The following is a 19,967-nucleotide window of genomic DNA, read 5'->3' as shown; positions in this document are numbered from 1 at the left end:
CAAAGCGGAGTTCCTGGTCTCGAGGGTTTCTTGGAGTGACTCACCTCAATACCGGAACTCCGCTTCTGTTTGCCTGAGCGACACACCCCTCGACAGCCGCCACAACGCCTTAACCGAGCGGCGTTGGTACTAGCCGCACCTGCAGTTCGCCGCTCCCGTCACCTCGGCGGCACGGTCGCCGAATTCCGGTCAAGTAGCCGACACATCGGTCCGCTCCAGCTACCCTTGAAGGACGATTCAAGTCGGCTGTATCGAGTCTTCTCCACGCGCCGTACGGCAGTGGGAGCTACAGCATGGCCGGGTCGTGCCACTGGATCGTCGAGCGCGTGCAACCCCCAACGGGTTTCAGGTTAGATCGCCTGGACGAGTCCGGTAGAGGTCGCGGCGAACCGCGTAGCGGGCGGGGCGTCGACGGCGAGTTCCCGTGCCCGCCTGGCTTGCCGGCCGAGGTGGCGCCATGGCTGACCGGGCAGCGGCTGGCCGTCATGCGGGACCGAGACCCCACGAGGACACCGACATGAAATCGATCGGACAGCCCAGCAGCCCGGACGACTCGACGGCCCACCTGGCCAGGACGCCGTACCCCCGGCATGACGCGCCATGAGAACCCCGTCCGCCGTTCCCGCGGGATCCCAGGGCGACGCCGCGTTCCTCCCCGCACCCGAGCTACCGCGCGGCGGGCTCGTGGTGCACGGCATGGGGGAGCACTGGAACGTCAGCACCCAGACCGGGACGCTGAGTGTCTCCGTGCCGGTCGCCACCAGCACCGGGCGGGGTGCCAGCACCGCCCCGCTCAGCCTCGACCACACCGGCGGCGTCCGGTCGGTGTGCGGATACGGCTGGCGCCTCTCCGTGCAGTCGATCACCCGCCACAGTCCGAAGCGGCTCGCCACCTACACCGACGACGACGCCTTCTCGCTGCCCGGGCACGACGATCTCGTACCGAGCCTGGAACCCGACGGCAGCGGCGGCGGGCAGGTCGTCGAGCGGCCAGAGAACATCGAGGGCACGCCGTACCGGGTGCGGCGGTACCGGCCACGCACCGACGACACCCGCACCCGGATCGAGCGCTGCACCCCGACCGCAGGTGGCGCGCCCTTCTGGCGGACGACCGATGCCGGCAACGTCACGCGCAGCTTCGGGCGGACGCCGGACAGCCGGATCACCGATCCCGCGGACCCGTCGGGCCAGCGGGTCGCGGAGTGGCTGCTCGACGAGGTCCGGGACAGCCTCGGCAACGTCGCGACCTATGAATACAAGCGGGAAGACACCGCAGGAGTCACGCCGCAGCCCGGTGAGCAGCACCGCCTCGCAGCCGGCGCCCCGCTCCAAGCCAACCGCCACCTCAAGCGCATCCGCTACGCCAACGCGGTCCCGGACGACGCGAGCAGCGCCCGCCTGCTGGTGGTGCTCGACTACGGCGAGCACGACCTCGAGCCCACCGAGGCCCACGCCTGGCCCGCCCGGGACGACGCGTACAGCGTCTACACCGCCGGTTTCGAGATCCGGACCTACCGCCTGCTGCGCCGGCTGATGGTCTTCCACGACTTCGGTGCCGACCTCGGTCCCGGGCCGACGCCGCGACTGGTCCGCACCATCGAGTTGACCCATGACGGCGGGCTGTCACAACTGACCGCCTTGCGGCAGGTGGGCTACCGGTGGTCCGGGGCTGCCTACGACAGCACCGCACTGCCCCCGGTCGAGTTCGGCTACGTCGACCCGGTGACCGCCGACGAGATCACCGCCGTCCCGCTGGCGCTGCGCGCCGACGGCGCGCACCTGCGGTTCATCGACCTCAACGGGGACGGGCTGCCCGGGGTGCTCGCCACCACGCCCGGGGGCTGGTGGTATCAACCGCCGGCCGGTGGCGGTCGCTACGGCCCACCGCAGCGGGTGCCGCAGCTGCCGCCGACGGGCGCGGCCGGTACCGCCGGACTGCGCGACGTCGACGGCACGGGCCGGGCCGGGGTCGCTGCGGAGACCGGCGGGCTCTCCGGCACCTCGGTCCGTCAGCCGGACGGCAGCTGGGACCGGTACCGGCCCTACCTGACCCGGGCGGTCGCCGATCTCGCCGATCCCCGGTCCCAGCGGGTCGATCTCAACGGGGACGGGCTGGCCGACGTCGTACGGTGCGGGGCGGACGCGGTGCGGTGGACCGAGTCGCTCGGCAGGGTCGGCTACGGCGCCACCAGGACCATCTTCACCGCCGCCGACGAGCAATCCGGTCCCCGGCCCGCCGCCGACGACGTCGCACACGAGTGGTTCAACGTGGACATGTCCGGCGACGGCCAGCCGGACCTGGTCCGGGTACGCGGCGGCCGGGTGGACTACTGGCCGAACCTCGGCTGGGGGCGCTACGGCGCCCGGGTCACCATGACCGGCACGCTCACCTTCGAAGGCCCGCTCGACGGTAGCCGGATCCGCTTCGCCGACCTGGACGGCACGGGCACGGCTGACCTGGTCCACCTGGGCGATCAGAACATCACCGCGTGGCGCAACCAGCATGGCACCGGCTGGGCCGGGCCCGAGGTGCTCGCCCGGGTGCCGCGAATCGACGCGCTCGGCGAGGTGCAGTTCCTCGACCTCCTCGGAGCGGGCACGCCCTGCCTGGTCTGGACCTCGTCCCGGCCCAACGCGCCCGTCGCCCGATACCTGGACCTGGCCGTGCAGGGCCCACCGCACCGGTTGCGCTCCATCGTGAACAACCTGGGTGCCCGGACGACGATCGAGTACGACACCGCTGCCCGCCAGCAGCTCGCCGCCGCTCGGCGCGGCCGCCCATGGCGCGCCACGACCAGCTCCGCAGGGACCGTGGTCAGCCTGGTGGAGGCCGTCGACGAGGTTTCCGGGACCAGACACGCCACCCGCTACACCTACCGGGACGCCTGGTTCGATCCGGTAGAGCGGGAGTCCCGGGGCTTCAGCTACGCGGAGACCCTCGACGCGGAGAGCCTTGGCGGCGGCGCCTTCGACCTGCCCGCCGTGCGCACCTGCGAGTGGTTCGCCACCGGTCTGCCCGGGCAGCGGCAGGACGGCGTGTTCACCGGGGACCTCGAGGCGCCGCTCCTCGCCGGCCCGGACCGGGTCGGCGTCACCGGTGGGAACGAGTTCCAGCAGTCCGCCCGGGCCCTCGCCGGCCGGGCGGTGCGTACCGAGACGTGGGTCGACGACGGCGGCCCCGCCGCGCCGGTCGTGGTGACCCAGACGAGGCTGCGGGTCCGCCAGCTCCAGCCGTGCGACGGAACCCGCCCGGCCGCGTTCCGGGTCGAACCGCTGGAGTCGATCACCGCACACTACGAGCGCACCACCGACGATCCCAGGATCACCCACGACCTCACGCTCGACACCGACGCCCACGGCACGCCGAGCTCCACGGTCAGCGTCGCCTACCGCCGCCGGGTGCCCGAGATCGACGAGCAGAACCGGGTCCTGATGACCTGGACGGTCACCGACCTGTCCAGCACCGACGACAGCACCGCGTTCCTGGTCTCCCAGCCCACGGCCGTCCGCGAGTACGAGATCACCGACCTGCCGGTGCCCCCGACCGGCCGCTACGACCCAGCCACCCTGGCCACGCTGCTGCCCACGCTCGCCGAGCGGGACTTCGCCGCGCCGGCCACGCCCGGCCTGGCCGAGATGCGTCTGCGTTCGGCGACCCGCTACGAGTACTGGAACGACTCGCTCACCGCGGCCCTGCCGGCCCCCCAGCTGGGCCGGCGGGCGCTGGTCCGCCGCGTGCTGCGGTTCGCCCTCACGCCCGAGCTGATCGCCACCACCTTCGGTGACCTCGTCAACCCGGCCCTCTTCAGCGCCGAAGGCGGGTACGAGCAGATCGACGGACGGTGGTGGACGAGCGACGGCGTGCGCGGATACTCCGCCGCCGACTGCTATTTGCCGGCCACCCACACCACACCATTCGGCAACACCGCGACCGTCACCTGGGACAGCCACCACCTGCTGGTCGTCGGCACGGCCGCATCCACCACCGCGCCACTGTCGCTGCTCACCCGCCAGATCGACAACGACTACCTCACCCTCGCCCCGGCCAGGGTCACCGACGCCAACGGGGTGTGGCAGCGGGTGGAGGTCGACCCGCTCGGCCGGGTCGTGCGCAGCTGGCGCCGGGCCCCTGACGGCACCGGCGACCCGGACCCGCTGCCCGGCGCGACCTTCGACTACGGCGACGACGCCTGGCGCAGCGGCACCGGGCCGTGCTGGTCGCACGCGGCGACCCGAGAGCGGCACGGCGACCCGGCGGCGCTCTGGAACGAGCAGCGGATGTTCGTCGACGGGTTCGGCCGGATCGCGATGACCAAGACGTCGTGCGAGCCGGGCGAGGCGTGGACCGACGACGGCGCCGGGGGAGTGGTCGTGGTCGACACCACGCCGAACCCGCGGTGGATCGGCACCGGCCGTACGGTCTTCGACAACAAGGGCCACCCGGTCGAGCAGTACGAGCCGTACTTCGCCACCACCGCGGACTTCGACACGGCCGACGCACTGGTCAAGCACACCGTGCTGCAACGGCGGACCTACGACGCCCAGGGCAGGTTGGTCCGGGTCGACCACCCGGACGGCACGGTGGAGACGGTCGCGATCGGTCCCTGGCAGCAGGTCAACGCCGACCGCAACGACACGGTGCTGAACAGCGACTGGTATCTCGCCCGGCAGGGTGGGGCATCGGGCGTCGCCGAGCAGCGCGCGGCAACGCTCACCGCCGCCCACGCGGACACCCCGTTGGTCCAGCTCTGTGACGGGCTCGGGCGGATCGTGCGCGCGCGGGAGGACAACGGCGCCGACGGCGGGTACGAGACCCGCTTCGTCCTCGACCTGGCCGGCGAGATGTCCGAGGTGCACGACGCCCGCGGAGTCCGGGTCGGCGCCCAGCTGCGGGACGCCGCAGGTCGCATCCTGCGCACCCAGAGCGCCGACGCCGGCACCCAGCTCGTGCTCCCCGACGCCGCCGGCCGGGCGGTGCGGCAGGTCACCGCGGTCGGCCACGTCATCACCAGCCGCTACGACCTGCTCGGCCGGCCGACCGAGCTGCTGGTCCGTCACCCGATCAGCGGCACGCAGCGGCTCGCCGAGTACATCGTCTACGGCGAGGCGCATCCACAGGCCGCGGCCCGCATGCTGATCGGCCAGGTACATCGCCGCTACGACGACGCCGGATTGTCCCGGGTTGATCGCTGCGACCTGGCCGGGAACGTGGTGGCGGGGTCACGGCAACTGCTGGCCACGCCGGCCGATCCGGACTGGTCGACCCTGGTGGGCCAGCCGCTGCCCGCGCTGGACGCGGCGGCCGCAGCCCAGCTCGATGCGGAGACCTTCACCACCGCCGGCGAGTTCGACGCGCTCGGCCGGGCGCTGGTCCAGCACCTCGCCGACGGCACCCAGCTCCGGCTCGGCTACCGCGGTGACGCGCTGACCACGGTCATCGGCCGCTTCGCCGGCACCGCCGCCGACATTCCGCTGGTCACCGCCACCGAGCACGACGCGCGCCGCCGGCGGACCGCCGTCCACCACGGCAACGGCGTCGTCGTGCGGCACGAGTACGACGAGCGGTCCGGACGACCCGTCGCGATTACCGCCCGCGCCGGTGCCACCACGATCCAGGACCTCGGCTACACCTACGACCCGGTCGGCAACGTCGTACAGGTCCATGATGGTGCCGCGCAGACGGTGTTCTTCGCCGGCGCCGTGGTGGCCCCGGGCGCACTGTTCAGCTACGACCCGGTCTACCGGTTGCGCACCGCCACCGGTCGCGAGCATGCCAGTCTCGGGCCGCAGCCGAACCAGTCCGAACCGGCCCTGCCGCCGCTGCCGCACCCCAACGACGCCACCGCGCTGCGAACCTACACGGAGAGCTACACCTACGACAGCGTTGGCAACATCCTGCGGATGGCGCACGCGAGCCCGACGCTGAGCTGGACCCGGGGCTACGCGTACACACCCGGCACCAACCGCCTCGCCGCCCACCAGCGCCCCGGCGATCCGGACGCCGGCCCGTACTCGGCGACCTTCGAGCACGACGCGGCCGGCAACACCACCAGGACGCCGCACCTCGACTCGCTTAGCTGGGATCACCGCGGTCGGATGGCCGGCACCGACCTGGGGGGAGGCGGCACGGTCACGTACCACCACGACGGCGGCGGCAACCGGGTGCGCAAGATCTGGCAGCGCAACGGCGGCCTCCGCGAGGAGCGCATCTACCTCGGCGACCTGGAGATCTTCCGCCGGTACCGGACGGGCGTGCTGGTGTTGGAGCGCCGTACCATCCGCGTGTTGGACGGCAAGCGCACCCTCGCGTTGGTCGAGACCCTCGTGCAGGACGCGGACGACCCCGCCTTCGATCCGGCGCCCCGAGTGCGTTACCAGCTGGCCGACCTGCTCGGCTCCAGCGCCGTGGAGTGCGACGACACCGGGGCGGTGATCGCGTACGAGGAGTACCACCCGTTCGGCACCACGGCGCTCTGGCTGACCCGAGGTGCGGCGGTCGTGAGCACCCGGCGCTACCGCTACCTCGGCAAGGAGAAGGACGCGGAGACCGGCTACTACCGGCTCGGCGCGCGCCACTACTGCCCCTGGCTGGGCCGCTGGCTGAGTCCGGACCCCGCCGGCCTGATCGACGGGGTGAACCGCTACTCCTACGCCGGCAACAACCCGGTCTCCCGGGTCGACCCCACCGGCCTGGCCGACGAGCCGCCCTGGAAGCCGCTGCAGATGTGGCTCGTGGAGTCGAAGTCCCTGAGGTTCCCGGTCAAGGCGACCGAGTCCGGCAAGTTCACCGACAAGCACTACGAGCACGCGCGGAAGCTCGTCGAACTGTTCGGCGGACCGCCGCCCAGACCGGACGGCCGGGTGGGGTTCGACCTCGGGCACCCGGCGGACATGCCGCTGTGGAAGCAGAAGGCCGGACAGGTGTCCCACGTCGGCGTCCAGGACTGGCGGGCCAACAACGAACAGTCGATACGCGAGGCGGTTGAGAGCGCGGAAGCCAAGGGCCGAGGCGAGTTCAGCCGGTCGGGGCGGAAGACGACCGAGTGGGTGCCCGGCGCCAAAAAGGAGCGGTGGCAACCGAAGCTGCCCGAGGCGCACGTGACAGGGATCGGTCCGAAGCCGGTCACGGTAGGCGGCGCGGTCGCGCCGCAGGCGGGCCCGGCCGCCACGACGTGGAAGCCTCCCGCGAAGCCGCCGGGTCCGCCCGGCCAGCAGCTGAAGTTGCCCGGGGTGCAGACCGAGTACCAGCTGAAGCTGCCGTTCGACCAGCCGGCGGCACCGAAGGCGCCACCGGTGGCGACGACGCCGCACGGCGGCCCACAGCAGATTGAGCTGTTCAAGCAGCCGGCGAGCGCCGCCACCACGGCGACCAACGAGGCGGCGAAGACCGTGGAGGCGGCCAAGGACACCGCCGCGGTGACCCGGACGCTGGACAAGGCGAAGCCCGCGGTGACCGGCACGACCACGGTCACCAGGGACGCGACGGCCGTCAGCGAGGTGACCAAGGACGCGGCCAAGGTCACCGAGCTGACCAAGGACACCCGCATGGTCACCGGGGTGGCCAAGGAGGCCAACGCGGTCGCCGAGATCACCAAGGACGCCACCGTGCTGAGCAAGGCCGCTCCGGTCGCGCAGGATGCGAACGCGCTGGCCAGGACCGCCAAGGCGGTGGCGCCCGCGGCGAAGACCGTCACGCCGGTGGTGAAGGAGGCCGGCGCGCTGGCCAAGACGGCAGGCGGCCTCGCCAAGGTCGCCGCTCCGGTGGTGAAGGTGGTGGCGCCGGTCGCCAAGGTCGTCGGCGCGGTGGCCAAGCCGCTGGCTGTCGGGGTGGCCGCCGTGGAGGTGGTGACCGCCCACAACAACACCGACCGGCTGGTGGCCAGCGGAGACCTGGTAGCCGGCGTGGCCATGTACTGCGGGCCGGTCGGCGAGGCCTTCTCCGCCGGCTACACGGTGGGCGGACTGGCTGACAAGGGCATCGAGAAGGCCTCGAAGGCCGCGTTCGGCGTCGATCTCTCCCCGTCCAACGGGTTGTCGAAGGTGATGGACGCGCAGGACAAACTGATCTCCGCGGTGATCCCCGACGATCCGCAGAAGCCGGCCTACAAGAACGAGAACAAGCTGGCCTGGTTCCTGATCGACAAGCTCGGTTTCTGATCCGACACAGACTCAACGCGCCTGGGAGCCCACGTGAACGATCCCTATCGCACCCTCGCCGTCGGGCAGTCCGGCGACGACGTCCGCGCCCTGCACGCCCGCATGCTCGACCTCGACGCGACCATCGAGCCCGGTGATCTGGTGCACGGGTTCTTCGGTGGCAGCACCCGGTACGAGCTGATCGCATTGCAGCACCGCCTGGGCCTCGCCGCCACCGGTGCCGCGGACAGCGTGACCCGGCGGGCGTTGCGGGAGCACCCCACCCCGCGGTACGGATACGTGGTCGGTCTCGTGCTCGGCCCCGACGAGCTGCCCATCGCCCGGGCGACGGTCCAGGTCATGGACCGCGACCTGCGCAGCAGCCAGCAGCTTGGCGAGGCCAGCACCGGTGAGGACGGCTCCTACCTCGTGCGCTACCCGCCGCAGCGGTCCCAGCAGCTTGAGCTGGACCGTCCGGACATCTACCCGCGCGTGCTGCTCGACGGGCGGGTGGTGCACGAGCCGCCGGTCGAGTCGACCGTGTTCAACGCTGCGGACCTGGTGTCGGTCACCGTCCGGCTCGCGGTGCGGGCGGTGCCCGACCGCAGCGAGTACGAGCGCCTGGTGTCCACCTTGGAGCCGCTGTTCGGCCAGTACGACTGGACGGACCTGGACCAGCAGCAGGACGTGGTGTTCCTGGCCGGCGAGACCGGGTTCGACCGCGACCGGGTCGGTTGGGTGATCGTCGCCAACCGACTCGCCCGGGAGACGGAGATCCCGCCGTACTTCTTCTATGCGCTGTTCGTCGAGGAGACGCTCGCCGCGGCGCAACGTTGGCTGTCGCTGACCCCACGGCTGCACATCACGGTCGGCGTGCCCACCGGACCGCTGTTCCACGACATCGCCCTGCTCCCGGATCAGGACATCGAGACGGCCGTGCACGCCGCGGTAGCAACCTTCCGCGTGCCGCAGCGGCTCGACGACGAGTTGCCCGAGATCCTCGCGCGGCTGCACCGGCGGCGAAGGGAGGCCCGCGAGTGGGCGCGCCACGAGCGGCAGCGGGTGCTGCGGGCGCAGCTCGCCCACCTGGTCCAGTCCGACCTGCATGAGCAACTGCAGGCGGTGCTCGACGCCGACCCGTTCGGCGACCTGCCCGGCGTGTTGCGCAGGTTGCAGGGGCTGGAGTTGGTTCCGCCGGATCCGCAGGCCGGCGACGAGCTGGGCACCCTGACCCTGACCGAGTTGCTCGGGCACGACCCCGCGCTCCTTCGTGCCGTGCGGGATCGCTTCGGCATCAGCGGCAACGGCGACGAGCACCGGCTGGCCGAGGTGACCGCGGCGGAGTGGGCCACCGCGGCCGGCGGGCCGGACACGGGCGACCGGGCCCGCTCTGCTGCCGGTGCCGACCCGGAGGGCGCCGATCGGATCGGTGAGGCGATGCAGACACGGATGGCCCAGCGCTTCCCGACCACCGCGTTCGCCGCGCGGCTGGCCCGCGACGACCAACCGCCGCTGCCGCACGCTGCCGCGGTGGCCGCCGTGCTCGCGGCCAACCCGGACTTCGACCTCGCCCGCGGCGACCTGCGCGGCCTGCTGGCTGGGCCCGACGCGCCCCTGGACCCCGGCGCCCGCAGCGCGCTGCACGCCGCTCAGCGCGTCTACCGGCTGGCCCCGAACTACGACCACACCAGGGCGCTGTTGACCCGCGGCATCACCTCCGCCGCCGGGGTGGTGCGGCAGGGGCGTCAGCGGTTCGTCCGAAACTTCGTACGCGACGGCGCCGCCGCCCCCGACGCGCTGCGGGCCTACCACACCGCGGTGGACGTGCACACCGGCAGCCTGCTGCTCGCCGGTCAGCTCCAGAGCGCTGCAGCCGCCACCACACTGCCGGCCCTGGCCGCCGCAGCGGCGGACCTGGAGCCGGTGACCAGGGACTTCCCGAACATGAAGAGCCTGTTCTCGACTGTGGACCTCTGCGAGTGCGAGGACTGCCGATCGGTGCACGGCGCCGCGGCGTACCTGGTCGACGTGTTGCAGTTCCTCGGCGACCGTGAGGTCATGGACACCACGACGTCGCCCGCGGTCACCTGGCAGGGGGCCCGCGACGTGCTGCTTCAGCGCCGCCCCGACCTCGCGGTCACGGACCTCAACTGCGCCAACACCAACACCTCGATCCCGTACCTGGACCTGGTGTGCGAGTTGTTGGAACAGGCCGTCGCGCCCGATCCAGGGTTGACCTGTTCCGGACCGGTGGCCGCCGGTCCGATCCCGGCGGCGCTGCTGGCCGCGCTGCAGGGCGCCGGGCTGGCGTTCACCGCCGCGGCGATCGTGCACGGACCCGACCTGGACGGTGCCTTCGTCGTCCGGGACACCACCGCCGTCGCCGGTATCTCGCCAGAGGGCGGTCAGTGGCGCGTCCGGGTGCTGCGGCAGACCTTCGGCACCGACGCGGAGCGTGCGGCGGCCCCGCAGTACCTGAACGAGACCGCCTACCAGGCCCTCGCGGCCAGCTCCTGGTGCTTCACCCTGCCGTTCGACCTGGCACACCAGGAGACCCGGCGCTACTTCACCCAGTTCGACGTCGACCGGGCCGAGCTGATGAGGCGGCTGCGCACCGGGGGAGCGCCCTCCGAGGCCGCCGTCGCGGCCGAACGTCTCGGGCTGAGCGACGCGCAGCGGGCTTTGGTGGTCACGGCTGACCCCGGCAACCAGCCGACCATCTGGAACACCCCGGCATCCCCGGCCGCCGCGACGCTCGAGGTGGTCGACACCTTCATCACCCGCGCCGGGATCACCTACGCCGACCTGCTGGAACTGCTCAACCTGGACTGGGTCGACGGCGGCCAGGATCTGTTCGTCCAACATCTGGACTCCAGCGCCGACCTAGCCAGCAAGCGCATCGTCAACCTCGACGACACCGCTCTGGACCGGATCCACCGCTTTATCCGCGCGCGCACCGCCACCGGCTGGAGCAACACCACCCTGGACCGCGTGATCCGCAGCGGGACCGGCGGCGACGGCACCCTCGACGACGCCTGCCTGATCGCGATCAGCCGGCTCGTCGAGGCGGCCACGCTGCTGCGGCTGCCGATCGACTCGACGTTGGACATCCTCGAGACGCTGGACGTGGACGATCCCACCGGCGCCTACGCCAGGACGTTCCTCGACCCGATTCGGGTCGGCTCGGTCGACGCCCGGTTCCGGCCCGAGGCGGTGCACGCCAACGAGGCCGCCGAAGCCGCGAACCCCGGCACCGGCGTCACGCTCGGCGCGGTCGTGGAGTCGCTCGGCTTGGCGTTGGGCACCAGCGCCGCCGACACCGGGCTGCTCATCGACGCGGTCGGCACCGATCCGCCGCTGACCGCGGCGAGCGTAAGCGCCGTACACGGTCTGTCACGGATCGCCCTCGCGCTCGGACTGTCGGTCCGTGAGCTGACCGACCTGCTGGCGATCACCGGGTCGGATCCGCGTGCCTCGGCGGACGAACTGGCCGCGTTCGCGCGCGCCGTGACCACGATGTTGGCCTCTCCGCTGCCCATCGCCACCTGGCGTTGGCTGCTGCGGCACGAGGCGTCCGACCCGGCCAGTCGGGACCTGCCCGACAGTACGATCACCACGCTGCTGGCTGACCTGCACGACGCCTACGCCACAGCCAGGGCCGCCGACATCCTGACTCTGTCGCCGTCCGGCACGCCGGCGGAGAACACCGCGGCCGTCCGCCCGCTGCTCGCCAAGCTACCCGGCATCACCGCGACCACCCTCGCGCAGCTGCAGACGGTGCTCACCGACGACTGGACCAGCCCGACGCAGACCGAGGACGCCTTCATCGACGCCGCCCTCGGCGGCTACCTCGACCCGTCCGCGATCAAGGCCGCGCTCGCCATCCGCGCAGCGGCCTCCCGTCCGCGCGAGGCCGAGGAGAACGCGGTGATCGCCGAGGTCGCCGCCGCGGTCGGTGGGTACCTGTACCGGATCGACCGTGAGGCGGTCCTGGTGGCGGCGATGGTGACCGCCCTGGCGGTGGAGGAGGATCTGGCCCGCGTACTGCTGGCGGCCCGGCTCAAAGGACCAGCATCGTCCGGCGACCCGTCGCTGTGGAACCTGCTGCTGGACGACGACACCGCGCCGGGCACGGCTGATCTGCAGCAGCGCGCGATCCGGCTGCTGCACGTCATCTCGGTGGCGATCGGAAAGTTGGAACAGCCGACGCTGCACCTGGAATGGCTCCTCGCCAACGCGGCGACCCTGGGTTGGCTGGAGCTCGACCGGCTCCCATACGCCTCCGGCCAGCCCGCCACCAGTTTCCCCGCGTGGGAACGGATGCACGGGTGGCTCGACCTGCTCGCCCGCTACCCGGACGTGGTGAACCCCGCAGACGCCCGGACGCGGTACACCGTGAACGGCTTCTTCGACACCGTGCTCGCGGGGTCGCCCGCCGCCGACCTGCTGACCTACCTGGCCGTGCTCACCGGCACCGACGCCGACCTGCTGGTCGCGCTGGACGGCCAGCTCGGTCTGTCCACGCCCGACGTCAGTCGATACCGCGATCCGGGAACGGTCAACGACCTGCTCGCCACCGTCGCGTTGCTGCGCACGCTCGGGCTGGACGTGCCGACCGCCGTTCAGGTCAGCCAGCCGGTGCTCACGTTGGCCGACGCGCAGGCCATGCGGCTGGCGCTGAAATCCCGCTACGCCGACGCCGAGTGGTTGGGCGTGCTCAGGCAGATCCAGGATCCGCTGCGCGAGCTCAAGCGCGACGCGCTCGTCGCCTATCTGCTCGCCGACAACAGTGACCTCGGCGGGGTCGACGATCTCTACGACCACTTCCTCATCGACGCCCAGATGACCGCTGGGATGAGCACGTCCCGTATCGTGCAGGCGCACGCGACCGTGCAGCTGTTCGTGATGCGCTGTCTCATGGGCCTCGAGCCGGCCGCCGTGGCCAGCGTCGCGGAGGACGACGGTTGGGCGCAGTGGGATTGGATGGCCAACTTCCGGGTGTGGGAGGCCAACCGCAAGATCTTCCTTTGGCCGGAGAACTGGATCCTGCCGGAGCTGCGCGACGACAAGTCGGAACTCTTCCTGGACCTGGAGAACACCCTGCAGCAGGACACGCTGACCGATACTGCCATCGAGCTGGCCACCGACGCTTACCTGGAGGCGCTGGACGACGTCGCCCACCTTGAGGTGATGGCGGCCTACTACGACGCGACGGCGTACGTCGAGCACGTCTTCGCCCGCACCCGCGGCGGCAGCCCGGCGGTCTACTTCCACCGGGAGTTCGTTCAGGAGCGGGCCTGGACGCCGTGGCGGAAGGTGCCGCTGGACATCACCGGCGAGCAGCTGCTCGCGTTCTCCCGGAACTCCAGACTCACCCTCGCCTGGCCCGAGTTCACCAAGGAGCCCAGGGATGACGAGGACCCACCGGACGTGCCGGACCCGGCCAACCTGTCCGGCGGGCAGAGCACGAAGAAGCCTGACCAGCGGTGGAAGATCCAGCTGGCGATGAGCGAGTTCACCGGCGGTAGGTGGCGGGAGAAGCGGGTCAGCGACACCGCCCTCTACACCGATTGGTACGGCCACGACTCGTTGCCGGGGGAGGTCGAGTTCACCATGCTGGTCTGGAGCGTCGGCGCGAACCAGGCCGTCTCCTGCTTCCAGGGCGGGTCCTTCCTCGGCTCGTTCGCATTGACCGGCTGCAAGGGGCTGCCCGAGGCGCACTCGGGCGGCAGCATGCCCACCTGGCTGTTCCCCCGCTTCGCGCACACCGACCTGGATTCGGGCCGGTTCATGGAGCAACGGGCCGAGCAGGGCAGCCCGCTGGCCATCCAGCAGCTGGCCGGTCAGACCCCGCAGCGCATCTTCGACCGGACGCCGTCTGGCCTGTTCGAGGTCACCTACCCGCTGCAGATGACGATCCTGGACTGGATCGTGCTGTTCCTGCAGCTCTGGTCGACCCAGCAGGCCAGCCGCGGTGCGGGCGAGTTCACCGCCGCCCGGGGGATGCCCCTGCCGCTGGGCACGCTGCTGCCCTACTTCTTCGGCGACTACGCGCGCGACTACGTCCTGGTCCCGGGCTTCTACCCGCGCGGTCGGCGGCGCCCGGACCGCGACGGCGGCCCGGACATCAGGTCGGCCCCCGGCCTGGCGGACGACCTCGCGCACGCCGACGCGGAGCGGGAGATCGAGGAATGCAAGAGGACCGTCTCGGACGTGCTGCGGCTGGTCGAGGACGTCATCGCGCTGGTCACCAGGTACCTGCACAAGCACCAGCAGGATCCGTCGGTCCCGCTGGCCGACCTCGTCCAGCAGGCCAAGCAGGATCCGGACTTCCTCGCCATTGTGGCGGAGCTGCGCTCCTACTCGCGGCTGCGCTACGGACTGCAGGTGCGCAACTTCCACCATCCGCTGGTCTGCCGTTTCCGGCAGCGCCTGAACGGCGGCGGAATCCCCGCACTGCTCGCGCGCGAGCTGCAGCTGACCGACACCGGCTTCGACTTCGCGGCGACCTACCAACCCGGCCCGCTGGTGATCGAGCCGTACCCACGGGAGAACGTCGACTTCGGGCTCGCCGGCGCGTACGCCTCCTACAACTGGGAACTATTCTTCCACCTCCCGTTCCATACCGCCATGCGGCTCAACGCCGACCAGCAGTTCGACAAGGCGCGGGACTGGTTCCACTTCATCTTCAACCCGGTGGGCGCCGGCGAGGAGCCGGCGCCCCGCCGGTACTGGGCGACCAAGCCGTTCTTCGAGAAGACGCCTGCGGAGTATCTCGCCGAGCGGCTGGACATCGTGCTGGGCGCGATCGGGGCCGACCCGTCCGCGGCGACGATCGGGGAGCTCGCGTTCGCGGTGTCGCAGTGGCGGAAGAACCCGTTCAAACCCGATGTCGTCGCGCGCTCGCGCCCGGTCGCCTACCAGATGACGATCGTGCTCAACTACGTGAAGAACCTCGTCGACTGGGGTGACAGCCTGTTCCGGCAGTTCACCCGCGAGTCGGTCAACCAGGCGACCCAGCTCTACATCCTGGCCGACCGGCTGCTCGGCCCGAAGCCGCGAATCGTGCCGCCCGCCGTGCCGGTGCCGGACATGACCTACCAGCAGCTCCGGGGCGAGATCGACATTTTCGGCAACGCGCTGCTCGATCTGGAGTCCCTGGTCCCCGACCTGAACGTGCTACCGCACCAGGGCGCGGAGCTGCCTCCACCGCCCGCGACGTTGACCTCCCTGTACTTCTGCATCCCGCCGAACGAGAAGTTGCTGGAGACCTGGGACCAGGTCGCCGACCGGTTGTTCAAGATCCGGCACTGCCAGAACATCGACGGGATCGCGGCCTCGCTGGCCCTGTTCTCCCCGCCCATCGACCCGGGCGCGCTGGTCAGGGCGGTCGCGGCCGGACTGGACATCTCCTCCTTCCTCGCCGGCCTGGGGTCGCCGCCGTCGCACTACCGGTTTACCACGATGGCCGCCAAGGCCACCGAGCTCACCCAGCACGTCGCGACGCTCGGCGCGGAGTTGCTGTCCGCGCTGGAGAAGAAGGACGGCGAAGCCCTGGCTCGGCTGCGCGACCAGCAGGAGATCGCCGTCCTGAACGCGGTGCGCGGGGTCAAGCTCGCCAGCATCGAAGAGGCGAAGGGCGCCGTCGAGGCGCTCAGGCGTCAGCAGGAGGTCATCCAGGAGCGAATCAGCTTCTACTCCTCACTCGACTACATGAACACGTGGGAGAGCACCGCGGTCAGCCTGAACGCCGCGTCGTTGGTGGGGGAGGCGGCCGTGGCGCTGGGGTACGCGCTCGCCGGCGGCCTGAAGCTGATCCCCACGTTCATGGCCGGCGCGGCCGGTTTCGGCGGGTCGCCGACGGTGAACGCGTCGATGGGTGGCGAGAGTATCGGCGGCTCGGCCGAGACCGCCGTGTCGGTGCTCTCGTCGCTGACCCGGACCGCGGACAAGGCAGCCGGCATGGCCGCCACCCAGGGCGGTTACCAGCGGCGCAGCGAGGAGTGGCAGTTCCAGTTGACCCTCGCCGAGCGCGACCTGGCCCAGGTGCAGCAGCAGATCGCCAACGGCGAGCTGCACCTGGACACCCTCGCCCGGGACCTGGCCGTGCACGACCTGCAGACCAAGAACTCCCAGCAGCTGCAGAAGTTCATGATGACCAAGTACACCCGGCAGGAGCTGTACACCTGGATAATCGACCAGGTTCGCTCGGTTTACCACCAGGCGTACAAGCTGGCGTACGACACGGCCAAGAAGGCGGAGCGCTGCTACGGCTACGAACTGGCGCGGGACGATACCTTCATCTCGTTCGGCTACTGGAGCAGCCAGCTGAAGGGCCTGATGTCGGCCGACGCGCTGCTGCACGACATCAAGCGGATGGAAGCGGCCTACCTGGACCACAACGTCCGGGAGTACGAGCTCACCAAGCACGTGTCGCTGGCGCAGCTCGACCCCGGCGCGCTGCTGCAGTTGAAATCGACCGGCAAGGTGACGATCACCGTGCCGGAGGTTGCCTTCGACCTCGACCACCCCAACCACTACCTGCGCCGGATCAAGACCGTCGCCACCTCCGTCGTGTGCAACGCGGGCCCCTACACGACGGTCGGCATGACCCTGTCACTGGTCGCGAACCGGTACCGCAAGTCCACCGCCGCCAGGCCGGGCGCCGTCAGCGACAAGGACAAGTATGCCGAGGACACCGGCAACGACTCCCGCTTCGCCTACAACGTGGGCAGCATCTCCTCCATCGCCACCAGCACCGCGGTGTCCGACTCCGGGCTCTTCGAGCTGAACTTCCACGACGAGCGCTACCTGCCGTTCGAAGGTGCCGGCGCGATCAGCACCTGGCAGATCAAGCTGCCGACCGCCTACCCGCAGTTCGACCACGACACGATCAGCGACCTGATCCTGCACATCCGCTACACCGCGCGCGAGGGCGGCGCGACGTTCCGCACCATGACCGAGAAGGCGCTCGGCGCGATCCTGAACGAGACCGTCCTGACCGCCGGACGCAAGGGCCTGCACGTGGCCTTCAGCGTGCGCGACAGCTTCCCCAACGAGTGGTGGCAGCTGACCGAGAACGGCTCGACAACCCTGACCATCGACGAGCAGCACCTGCCCTACCTGGCCCGGGCCAAGGGGCCCGCGCAGAAACCGGTGCTCAAGTCCCTGACCTGGGCGGCGCAGGTGACGGGCGCACCGGCGAGCTATCCGATCACCGTCTCCGGCACGGCGACCACCCTCAACCACGACGCCACCATGAAGTCGCTCTGCGTGGGCTCCGCCGGCACCGCCTCGTTCGGCTCGTCGCTAACGCTCAGCTGCGACGCCACCAACCTGATCGACCTGTCGGTGCTGGTCAGCTACACCATCCCGTGACGGCCGGTTCTGCCGTCCTGCGCATGGCCGCCGATCCGCTGCGGTAGTACGTCACTGCAGCCTCGACGGCCGCGATCAGCCGCCGAAGGTCGGGCCCGCTGCCGCGTATCAAGGGTGTCGGGGGAGTGAGTCGAGGTGCACCCATGGGCCACCTCCGATATCCACGGTAGCTTCAGCCGGCCCGACCTCGCCAGGAGCGTTGCGCCATGCGAACGCGACGTGCGGCGCGGGTGCGTTGGGCCTGGCGGGTCATCTCGGCGGTGGAGGCGGCGACAGCCGCGGTCAGCCGTCCGCGCTCGGCTCGTCGTACCAGGCCAGCAGGTTGAGCATGGCCACCCGGATGCCGGTGGCGAACAGCAGCGCCGAGCCCTTCGGTAGGGCACGGATCTGCGCGGGGTCGAGGATCCGCTGCCGACGCACGGAAGTGTGGTACGACGTACGGCCCTGGCCATCGCGCGTACGGGAGGCGACGGTGACATCGTGCTCGCCGACGAGCCGGGACAGGTCCTCGGCGAACCGCGCGTCGTCGATGCCCGCGCCGACCAGCTTGACCGTAGCCGCCGACCAGAGCGCGTCCATGCCCTGCTCACCCCAGACCCGAGTTCCCTGACGGTAGGACTGCAGGATGGTCAGTGGGATGATGCCTCGGCTGCCGAAGTGGCTGTACAGCTCAGGTAGGTCCGCGATCTTGCAGATGTTCGCGGCCTCGTCGAGGCAGGCGACCAGCGGCGGGTCGAGCCGGCCGCCATGTGCTTCGGCGACGGTGACCGCTGCGCGCAGCACCTGGTCGGTCAGGCCGGCGACGAGTGGTGCGGCTGCGCCAGCGCCGTCCTCGGACAGCAGGTAGAGCGTATCGGCGGCTTCAACGAACGCCTCGACGTCCAGCGCCGGCAGTGGCCGGTCCGGTGGGGTGACCCAGGACATGATGGTCGGGTTGGCCAGGCAAGCTGCGGCGGTGCGCGCGGTCTCGTAGAGCCCTTCACAGGTCTCCGGGGCGCCGGCCTGGCGGCCGGACATGGCTCGGGCGGAGGCCCCGAAGCCGTGGCTCTTGAGGATTGCCGCCCGCTCGCGGGACGTGGAATCCGACAGCCACGCCTGGACCGAGGTCAGCATGCGGCCCTCCAGCGCGGCGGCGAGGATCAGCGAGGTGAGCAGGTCCAGCGATCCCTGGATCCAAAAGTCGTCGCTGCCCTGGGAATTGCGGACCTGCTGGACGAAGTGGTTGGCCAGCCGGTGGGCGTCCTCGACGTCCTCGACGGCTGCCAGCGGGTTCCACCACCAGTTCTGCGGTACGTGGGCGATGGACTGCGGGGCGAACACCCACACGGTGCCCTGCTCAGCCCGAGCAGCCGCCGTGGTGGCCCACAGGTCGGGCTTGTTGCTGGTGGCGAGCGCCGCCCCTGGCGCATTGAGGATTGACTGCACGGCCAGCGCGGTCGTCTTACCGGCGCGGGGTGCCATCACCGCGAGGACGACGTCCTCCCAGGACGAGTAGAGGCGTGGGCCCGAGCGCGCCGCCGCCGGTGCGCACCGAGCACGACCCCGGCCGCTTCGCCCGTGATCTCCTTCACCGACACGTCAGCCAGGCTGGTTCGCAGCCGGCGGGCCTTGTCGGCAACCGCCGGCAACGTCATGGCCCCTACCTCAGTGGGGCCGGCCAGCGACGGCAGTGGATCATCCGCGTCGGGCTTGCTCGCCTGCCACCACAACGCCGCCAGAGCGCCCAGGCCGACCAGCACCAGCAGCAGCACCGCGTAGACGACACCCACCGCGGTGGGGGAGGCCCCGGGCCACAGCGCGGCCCAGTCGGCATGCAGCAGATGTTCCAGGTACGCGGACCCGAAGCCAGGACCACCGGCGGGATGCCCGGTCACGGCGGAGGCGATTCGCCCGGCGAGCCAGGACAACCACATCAGGGCGATTGCCGCCCACACCAGCCCGAGCAGCAGGAACGGGGTGAGCGGCCCGCCTGCGGTGCCCCGCGGTTCGACCGGTCGGGTGTTCATAGCTGCACCTGCCGGATCGCTGCGTCGGTGTCGTAGAGCTCCCACTCCTCACCGACCAGGCTCAGCGACACCGGCAGTCCGTTGCGCTCACCCGTCTTGATCAGGTACTGCCCCGGCCGGGATGCACGGAGCCGGCGAACCAGGCTTCCGGAGCGGCCCAGGACGCCACCAGTTCGCGCTCCGGCCCGGACAGTTTGATGACTTCGTTGACGCGGCTCAGCTCGCGCGGTGGTAGCCAACACCGTTGCGTTTAGAGCCCGCGCAAATAGGTCAGACGCGCTGCCCCGGATACGAGGCGGGCACGGACATCCATGATCATAAAGGTGCTTACGCCTCGTGATCGTCAGGAGTGTCCGTGCCCGTTGTTCCATCATGGCTGATGACCCCGTTGTGGGACCAGTTCGCCGCGCTGTTGCCCGAGCGGCCGCGGGTTGATCCGTCGCATCC

At 70.8% G+C, this 19,967-nt stretch carries 4 protein-coding genes and 1 pseudogene; 3 read left to right on the top strand and 2 right to left on the bottom strand.

Annotated elements, in window-relative coordinates; all coding sequences use genetic code 11:
* Nucleotides 1–600 precede the first annotated feature (600 nt).
* On the top strand, nucleotides 601–8,157 hold the full coding sequence (locus tag ABGB16_RS30035) for a SpvB/TcaC N-terminal domain-containing protein (RefSeq protein WP_347671450.1): 7,557 nt from the start codon (nucleotides 601–603) through the stop codon (nucleotides 8,155–8,157).
* Nucleotides 8,158–8,190: 33 nt separating this feature from the next.
* Nucleotides 8,191–17,514: a neuraminidase-like domain-containing protein gene (locus ABGB16_RS30030; RefSeq protein ID WP_347671449.1), complete on the top strand. Its 9,324-nt coding sequence runs from the start codon at nucleotides 8,191–8,193 to the stop codon at nucleotides 17,512–17,514.
* A 282-nt stretch (nucleotides 17,515–17,796) separates the two neighbouring features.
* Here ABGB16_RS30030 and ABGB16_RS30025 read toward each other — a convergent pair whose 3' ends face one another.
* Together ABGB16_RS30025 and ABGB16_RS30020 are read right to left on the bottom strand one after the other, a co-directional pair.
* Nucleotides 17,797–18,975 (bottom strand): TraM recognition domain-containing protein, encoded by a 1,179-nt coding sequence (locus ABGB16_RS30025; protein ID WP_347671451.1) that lies wholly within the window; start codon nucleotides 18,973–18,975, stop codon nucleotides 17,797–17,799.
* Complete coding sequence (locus ABGB16_RS30020) at nucleotides 18,975–19,520, bottom strand: hypothetical protein (protein ID WP_347671448.1); 546 nt, start codon at nucleotides 19,518–19,520, stop codon at nucleotides 18,975–18,977. The genes ABGB16_RS30025 and ABGB16_RS30020 overlap by 1 nt, the downstream gene beginning before the upstream one ends.
* Nucleotides 19,521–19,875: 355 nt before the next feature.
* On the opposite strand from ABGB16_RS30020, the pseudogene ABGB16_RS30015 reads away from it, so the two are divergent.
* Nucleotides 19,876–19,967: pseudogene (locus ABGB16_RS30015) on the top strand (IS5/IS1182 family transposase); the annotation flags it as partial.

Source organism: Micromonospora sp. B11E3 (assembly GCF_039871625.1).
Classification (GTDB): Bacteria; Actinomycetota; Actinomycetes; order Mycobacteriales; family Micromonosporaceae; genus Micromonospora.
Note: the sequence above shows the minus strand (reverse complement) of the source record. Positions and strands in the feature narration are given on the sequence as shown.